At 71.9% G+C, this 6361-nt stretch carries 4 protein-coding genes; 3 read left to right on the plus strand and 1 reads right to left on the minus strand.

Annotated features, from left to right (window positions below; genetic code table 11):
• Window position 1: 1 nt before the first annotated feature.
• A complete protein-coding gene (locus ACFU97_RS14615; RefSeq protein ID WP_384255540.1) occupies window positions 2-1363 on the plus strand; it encodes an MFS transporter in 1362 nt (453 codons plus the stop codon).
• 66 nt (window positions 1364-1429) lie between these two features.
• Here the strand turns inward: ACFU97_RS14615 and ACFU97_RS14620 are convergent, their stop codons facing one another.
• On the minus strand, window positions 1430-3559 hold the full coding sequence (locus tag ACFU97_RS14620) for a glycogen debranching N-terminal domain-containing protein (RefSeq protein ID WP_384255542.1): 2130 nt from the start codon (window positions 3557-3559) through the stop codon (window positions 1430-1432).
• Between the two features lie 133 nt (window positions 3560-3692).
• On the opposite strand from ACFU97_RS14620, the gene ACFU97_RS14625 reads away from it, so the two are divergent.
• Together ACFU97_RS14625 and ACFU97_RS14630 are read left to right on the plus strand one after the other, a co-directional pair.
• Window positions 3693-4754: a LacI family DNA-binding transcriptional regulator gene (locus tag ACFU97_RS14625; protein ID WP_384255545.1), complete on the plus strand. Its 1062-nt coding sequence runs from the start codon at window positions 3693-3695 to the stop codon at window positions 4752-4754.
• 161 nt (window positions 4755-4915) lie between these two features.
• Window positions 4916-6160, plus strand: coding sequence for an extracellular solute-binding protein (locus ACFU97_RS14630; protein WP_384255547.1), 1245 nt, complete (start codon window positions 4916-4918; stop codon window positions 6158-6160).
• Window positions 6161-6361: the final 201 nt, after the last annotated feature.

The raw sequence follows: 6361 nt of genomic DNA on the forward strand, positions 1-6361 counted from the left end.
CGTGGTGCACTCCAACGCCCTGAACAGGCTGAACCGGCTGCCGATCGGCCGGTTCCACAAGGTCACTCTGCTGGCCGTGTCCTTCGCGTACTTCTTCGAGTTCGCCGACATCAACACGTTCGCCACCACCGCCCCCAAGCTGATCAAGGTGTGGGGGGTGACGATCGACCAGGTCGCCTACGTCACCTCGCTGTCCTTCGTCGGCATGTTCATCGGGTCGATCGTGGCGAGCGCCCTGGCCGACCGGTGGGGCCGCAAACGCGCCCTGCTGCTCACCACGTTGTGGTTCGGCGTCTTCTCCTTCGCGTCGGTGTTCTCCTGGGACATCGTGTCGCTCGGCGTGTTCCGCGTGCTGACCTCGGCGGGCCTCGCCGCCATGACCGTCGTCGCGGTCATCTACGTCAACGAGCTGTACCCGGCCGCCGTCCGCGGCAAGTACCAGGCGTACGCCATCGTCGTCGGCATCTGCGGCACTCCGGCCACCAACCTCGTGGCGAGCGCGGTCGTGCCGCTCAACGACTGGTCGTGGCGGCTGATCTACCTCTGGGGCGCCCTGGGCATCCTGCTCGTCCTGTTCACCCGCCGGCTCAAGGAGTCCCCGCGCTGGTACGAGAGCCGCGGCGAGCACGCCAAGGCCGACGAGATCCTGCGCGAGATCGAGGCGAGCGTGGCCGCGGAGAAGGGCCCGCTGCCCGAGCCGGCGCCTCCGGTGGACGAAGCGCCGCAGACCCGGGCCCCGTTGAAGCTGCTGCTGCAGAAGAGGTACCTGTTCCCGACCCTGCTGCTCACGGTGCTGTGGGTGACGCAGACCATCGGCTTCTTCGGCTACTCCAGCTGGGCGCCCACCCTGCTGGCCAAGGAGGGCTTCAGCGTCGAGAAGTCCGTCTTCTACGTGGCGCTCACCACGGTCGGCGCGCCGCTGGGCTCGTATCTGGCGTCCCTGGTCACCGACCGGTTCGAACGCAAGTGGTGCCTGGCCGCGTTCGGCATCGTCATCGCCCTGTGCGGCCTGCTCTACGGCCTCACCTTCAACCCGGTCCTGATCATCGTGTTCGGCTTCCTGGTCAACATGTTCGAGCGCGGCTACACGGCTCTCGCCTACGCCTACTCGCCCGAACTCTTCGACACCCGCGGCCGGTCGCTGGGCACGGGCGTCTCCTACGGACTGGGCCGCCTGTCGAACGCCGCGGGTCCTCTGATCGTCGCGTCGCTCTACCAGAGCAGCGGTTACCGCAGCGTCTTCTTCTTCATCGCGGGAACCTGGCTCGTCGGCGCCGTGGTGCTGGCCGTCTTCGGCCCCCTCACCCGCCAGGCCCGTACGGCCGCGAAGGAGGCGCGGCCCGAGGCCGTACAGGTGCCGTAAACCCTCGTCGGAGCAACTGTGGGCCGTCCTGCGATGCGTGAAGTGCCGCGGGACGGCCCGCCGTTGTCACCGTGTGACCACGGTGAGCCCCTCCGGCGCGGTCACGTCCACCGTCCCGTCCGCCGCGACCGTGATGTCCAGCGCGCCCGGGCCGACGTGGAGTCCGCTCACGCTCAGCGGTGCGTAGGCCGTGGTGAAGGCGGGTGCCACGGTGACCGTCCCGGCGGGGACGTCCGCGTCGAGCCCGAGGGCGGCCTGGAGCACGGAGACCGAGGCGGCCGCCGCCCATGCCTGCGGACGGCAGGACGCCGGGTAGGGGGCGGGGCGGGAGGCGGCCTCGGCGCCGTGCCCGGCGAACAGTTCGGGCAGACGGGAGTCGAAGGCGGCCGACGCGGTCAGCAGCCCCTGCGCCAAAGACGCGGCGGCGTCGGGGAAGCCGGCCCGCACCAGGCCGTGCACGGCGATGGCGGTGTCGTGCGGCCAGATGGAACCGGTGTGGTAGCCGAAGGGGTTGAAGCCGACCGCGTCGCTGCTCAGCGTGCGCAGACCGTGGCCCGCGTCGAGGTCGGGGCGGCTCAGCCGGGCCGCGAGCAGGGCGCTCTCCTCGGCGGTGAGCAGTCCCGTGCCGAGAAGGTGGCCGAAGCCGGAGGTCACCGCGTCCGCCGGCCGGCCGTCGCCGTCCAGGGCGACGGCGGGGTAGGGGCCGTGGGCGTCCTCCACCCAGAAGTGCTTGCGGAAGCGGTCGGCCAGCCGCTCGGCCCACTCCTCCCACGCGTCGGCCCCGGGCCGGCCGAACGCCCGCAGCAGGGCGGCCCCGCCGCGTGCCGCCTCGTAGGCGTACGCCTGCACCTCGCACAGCGCGATCGGGGCGGCGGCGAGGCGGCCGTCGTGGAAGCGGATGGAGTCGTTGGAGTCCTTCCAGCCCTGGTTGGACAGGCCGTGGCCGCTGCGGTCGATGTACTTGAGGAAGCCGTCGCCGCTCGCGCCGGCCTGGGTGCGCATCCAGGCGAGCGCGGCCTCGGCGTGCGGCAGCAGGGCCTCGACTTCCTGGGGTGCCAGACCCCAGCGCCAGGCGTCGTGCAGGAGGGTGATCCACAGGGGGGTCGCGTCGACGGTGCCGTAGTACACCGGCGGGAGGGCGAGCCGGTTCGCCAACTGCAGGGTGTCCCGGCGTACTTCGTGCAGGATCTTGCCCGGCTGCTCCTCCGTGGCCGGGTCGGTCACGGCGCCCTGGCGGCGGGCGAGGGTGCGCAGGGTGCCGGCCGCGAGGCCGGTCCCGAGCGGCAGCAGCATCCGGGCGGCCCAGAGCGAGTCGCGGCCGAAGAGGGTCAGGAACCAGGGGGCGCCCGCGGCCAGGAACTGGTCCGGGCGGCCCGGATCGGAGGAGCGGGGGTCGGACAGGCGCAGGCGGTCCAGGTCGGCCAGGGACTGGGTCAGCCACCGGTCGAGGCCCCGGTCCGCGCTCTTCAACGTCGGCGTCAGCCAGGGGAGTTGGCGGGGCGGCGGGGCGGGGAACTGATCGCCGTCGGCGTAGGCGGCGACGCAGTCGAGCGTGACGCTCCACGAGGTGCCGGGCGGCAGATCGATGTCGTAGGAGAGCCGGCCTTCCGGCAGTTGGACCATGTCCGGGGCGGGGTCGCTGGTCAGTTGGGCGCCGAAGTCGCCCGCGCTCCAGGAGAAGCCGATGGAGTCGGCGTCGGCGGCCTGCGGGGACAGCACCCGCGGGGGCCGCCCGGACTTCACCTGCTCCATGGCGGCGAGGTCCGTGTTCGCGGTCACCGTCAGCCGCAGACCGACGTGCCGGACGCCGGAGTTGGTGACCTCGACGACGTCCGTCATCCGCCCGCCCGCGGTGCTGCGGAGCCGGTGCAGGGTGACGGCCGGGTCCGGCGTCGTCTCGCCGAGACCACGCAGGACGGCCCTGAAGTCCGCCCGGTCCGCTCCACGCAGCCCGCCCTGCACGGGCGCGAGCGCGATGCCTTCGGCGGCGACGGTGAGTTCGGACAGGGCCCGGCGGTCGCCGTGGTAGAAGCCGTCCACACCCCCTGCGAACTGCCCGTCCGCAGACGAGATCACGAGACTCGGCGCATGCAGCGTGACGACCGCGTCGTGCAGGAACGGCTGCAGGCCGTCGGTCGCGGAGGCCGGCCGTGCCACCGAGGCGTCGGTGTCCTGGGGCTTGACAGTGGAGTCCAAAGGAGTAGAACCTCTCAGCATTCGAACGTTCCAAAGACAGTAAGTGACTCGTCAGAGAGCTCGCAATGCTTTTGGAACGCTAAAACTGCCGACAGAACTCCCCTCTCGTTCGCTCGACCAGCCGGAGAGCCGCATGCCCCGCTCCAGCAACACCTCCGCCGCCGGCAAGGGCGGCCCGGTGACCCTCACCCAGGTCGCCCGCCGGGCCGGGGTCTCCGCGCAGACCGTGTCCAACGCGATCAACTCGCCGGAGATGCTGCGGCCCGAGACCCTCGAGCGGGTGCGCCGGGCGATCGACGAGATGGGCTACCGCCCCAGCCGTGCCGCCCAGACGCTGCGCACCCGCTCCAGCAGACTGATCGGCTACGGCATCCAGCCCGGCCCCTCCAGCAGCCCGGTCCTGGACCGCTTCCTGCACGCCCTCTCCCAGGCGGCCGACGCGGCCGGCTACCGCATCCTGCTGTTCGCCTCCCCGTCCGGCGGCCCCGCGCTGGACGGCTACGAGGAACTGCTCGGCCAGCACGAGGTCGACGGCTTCGTGCTGAGCGGCACCGAGCGGGGCGACCCGCGCCAGGCGTGGCTGGCCAAGCGGGGCGTGCCGTTCGTGGGCTTCGGCCGGATGTGGTCGGGACGGCAGATCGGCGACTGGGTCGACGTCGACGGCGCCTCGGGCACGGACGCCGCCGTCGAGCACCTGGTCGCCCAGGGCCACCGCAAGATCGCCTTCCTCGGCTGGGAGCGCGGCATCTCCGGCGCCGGTGACGACCGCGCCGAGGGCTGGCAGCGCGCCATGCGCCGGCACGGCCTGTCCACGCGGGGCCGGCGCGGGCAGAGCGTCAACGACACGGACGCGGCCCGCACCGCCGTGAAGCCGCTGCTGGACGGCGGCGCGACCGCCGTCATCGCCGCCAGCGACATGCTGGCCCTCGGCTGCTACCAGATGCTGCGCGAGTGCGGCGCCGTCCCGGGCCGCGACGTCGCCGTGGTGGGCTTCGACGACTCCCCCGCTGCCGAGCTCCTCTCCCCCACGCTGACCTCCCTCGCCCAACCGCTTGAGGACGTCGGCCGCGAGTGCGTACGGCTGCTGCTGGCCCGTATCGCCTCCCCCGACGCCCAGCCCGAACGGCTGCTGCTGGAGCCGTCGTTGGTCGTGCGCGACAGCACGGCCGCGGCGGCGCCGGGCGCCGGCCGGTAAGCGCCGCCGGGCGCCGCCCGGTCAAGCGCCCGACGGCGAAGGCCCCCCGCCCGCCGCCTCACCGATTCACCCCACCCCTCTCCTCCCCATGCCGGGCACGCCTGCCGCGCCGCCCGGATGGAGCCGCACGTATCGCACCCCGCACCCCCCGGAGGATTCCCATGGTCCACCGCACGGCCGCCGCCGCCCTCGTCACGGCCACGGCGCTCCTGACCGTCACCGGCTGCTCGTCGAACTTCGGCGGCGACCAGAAGACGGCTCAGGACTCCAGTACCAAGCAGCACTTGACCGTCCTGATCGCCTCCTCGGGCGACGCCGAGACCAAGGCGGTGAAGCAGGCGGCGACCGCCTGGGCCAAGCAGTCCGGCAACACGGTGACGGTGGACGTGGCCAAGGACATCAACCAGCAGCTCGCGCAGTCCTTCGCCGGCCACAAGCCGCCGGACGCCTTCTACGTCAACTCCGACCAGTTCGCCAACTACGCCAAGGCGGGCTCCCTCTACGCCTACGGCGACCAGGCCAAGGACAAGGGCGACTTCTCCGCGCAGCTGCGCAGCTCGTTCACCTACGACGGCAAGCTGGTCTGCCTGCCCAAGGACACCTCCACCCTCGCCCTGGCGATCAACACGGACCTGTGGAAGAAGGCCGGCCTGACCGCCGCCGACTACCCGACCACCTGGGCCCAACTCAGGTCGGTGGCACAGAAGTTGACGAAAGGCAAGGTCACCGGGCTGGTCGTCAACGGCGAGTACGCGCGCGTCGGTGTCTTCATGAAGGAGGCCGGCGGCTGGATCACCAACGGTGACCAGTCGAAGATGACGGCCGACAGCAGCCAGAACGTCCAGGCGCTCACCTACGTACGGTCGTTGCTGAAGTCCGGCGCCATGAAGTACGCGACCCAGGTCGACACCAACTGGGGCGGCGAGGCCCTCGGCAAGGGCAAGGCCGCCATGACCGTCGAGGGCAACTGGCTCACCGGCGGCATGCAGGCCGACTACCCGAACGTGAAGTACGCGGCCGTCCCGCTCCCCGCCGGGCCGGCCGGCAAGGGCACGCTCGCCTTCAGCCAGTGCTGGGGCGTGGCCAAGGACAGCGCCCACCAGAAGGCGGCCGTGGACCTGGTCGAACACCTCACCACCAGTGCCCAGCAGGTCAAGAACGCCGACGCGTTCGGGGTGATGCCCTCCCGCACCAGCGCCCTCGCCGAGTACGCGAAGAAGAATCCTTCCGCCAAGGCCTGGGTCGACGCCAACTCCTATGCCCAGGGCCCGGTGACCGTGGCCGGCTTCGACAAGGTCCTCACCCAGTTCAACTCCGACCTCGCGACGCTGGGCAGCACCGACCCGAAGAAGATCCTCGCCGACCTCCAGCGCAACGGCGAAGCCGCCCTCACGAAGGGCGAATAGCCCGCCATGCCTCCCCACGACACGACCCGTACGACGGCGGCCGGCGGCGCGGTGCGCGCCGGCGCCCCACCGACGGCCGGCCTGCCGGGCACCCCTGACATGCCCGGCCGGTCCGGTCCGGGGGGGGGGGGGGGGGCGCCCGATCCAGGGCGGATCGAGGGCATGGGCAGAGAGGAACACAGGGGGGGGGGTGGTTCGCTA

The sequence above is a fragment of the Streptomyces sp. NPDC057616 genome (assembly GCF_042800575.1).
In the GTDB taxonomy this organism is placed as follows: Bacteria; Actinomycetota; Actinomycetes; order Streptomycetales; family Streptomycetaceae; genus Streptomyces.

Excerpts from the sequence above, each read along its gene's own strand:
- ACFU97_RS14625 (WP_384255545.1), top strand. The coding sequence starts at position 3,693 with ATGCCCCGCTCCAGCAACACCTCCGCCGCCGGCAAGGGCGGCCCGGTG.
- ACFU97_RS14630 (WP_384255547.1), top strand. The coding sequence starts at position 4,916 with ATGGTCCACCGCACGGCCGCCGCCGCCCTCGTCACGGCCACGGCGCTC.